2 protein-coding genes are annotated in these 1,311 nt (G+C 26.1%); both read right to left on the reverse strand.

Annotation, left to right across the window (positions count from 1 at the left end; all coding sequences use genetic code 11):
- Positions 1-56: 56 nt before the first annotated feature.
- Positions 57-611 (reverse strand): biotin transporter BioY, encoded by a 555-nt coding sequence (locus ACY1IQ_RS21095; protein WP_461613999.1) that lies wholly within the window; start codon positions 609-611, stop codon positions 57-59.
- A gap of 112 nt (positions 612-723) precedes the next feature.
- Positions 724-1,215: a metallophosphoesterase family protein gene (locus tag ACY1IQ_RS21100; RefSeq protein WP_461613998.1), complete on the reverse strand. Its 492-nt coding sequence runs from the start codon at positions 1,213-1,215 to the stop codon at positions 724-726.
- Positions 1,216-1,311 lie beyond the last annotated feature (96 nt).

The following is a 1,311-nucleotide window of genomic DNA, read 5'->3' on the forward strand; positions in this document are numbered from 1 at the left end:
GAAATTAAGAAATATCTGTAATTTTTATCCTTAAATTTTAACTTTTATAGTTTTCTTTATCTCTTTATAGCTGGTATCATTTTAACCGCTAACAATGAGGAGAATAAAATTTTTAAACAGTCACCGGGTAAAAATATTAAACAGCCAGCTTTTAGTGCACCTATAAAAGTCATAGATACTTTGTTAATTCTAGTTAATATAATGTACATATATGGTACTCCAAATAAATAAACTAGTATTACTCCTAATGTACAAGTCATCAATATATTAAAAAGTGAAATTTTCTTTTTTGTTATTAATTTTTTACATAATGTACCTACAACAAATGCACATATAATATAACCTATTAAAAATCCGAAGGTAGGAGAAAATATCATACCTACACCACTTTTCCCGCCTGCAAAGATAGGAAGACCTACGAGTCCTAAAGTTATATAAACTATTTGAGATAATGCACCTAAATTACCTCCTAGTAAAATACCAGATAAAAGAGTAAATAATAGTTGCAGGGTTATAGGCACAGCACCTAAAGGAATAGAAATAAAAGCACCTACTGCAGTTAAAGCAGCAAATAATGATACAAGTATAAAATCTTTAGTTCTAATTTTCATGAAAGTCCCCCTAAGAAATTATTGTAAATATAAAAATAAAATTCGTTTACAATAATATCTTATGAGATTTAAAATGAATAGTCAACAATAAAAAATATACAAGTTTACAATACTAAGAATAAAACTTAATATTTACATTTATGCCTTCAGGTAGAAGGTCTAAAATTATATAAGAATAGTATTTTTCTTTTCTTTTGCTGGTAGGTGACCCAGGATTTATTATTAGTGTCTTATTTTTAGTTGTAACAAAAGGTTTGTGACTATGTCCAAAAATAATTACATCTAAACTATCATTTTTAAATATTTCATATACATTATCAATGGTGCTTTTCTTAGAACCATGTCCATGATACACTCCAATTTTATACTTATCTAAAGTTATAATCTGTTTTTCTTTTACCTTAGACCTAGTTTCTTCTTTATCGTTATTTCCATAGACACCAATAAATCTATGATGCTTTTCAATATAGGGTATAACTTTATTGCTAGTATAATCTCCAGCATGAATAACTAAATCAACATCTTTTAAGGATTTTGTTATTAACTTTTCTATTTTATCCATATGTTTGCGTACATGGGTATCTGAAATCACTGCTATTTTCATATTTTATCTCCACCTAAATGTAAATTGTTTACGTTAAGCTAAATAATATTAAAATTTAACTTATAAATTATTTATTTTAAAATATAAAGGGTATGA

This window comes from Clostridium sp. Marseille-QA1073, assembly GCF_054863625.1.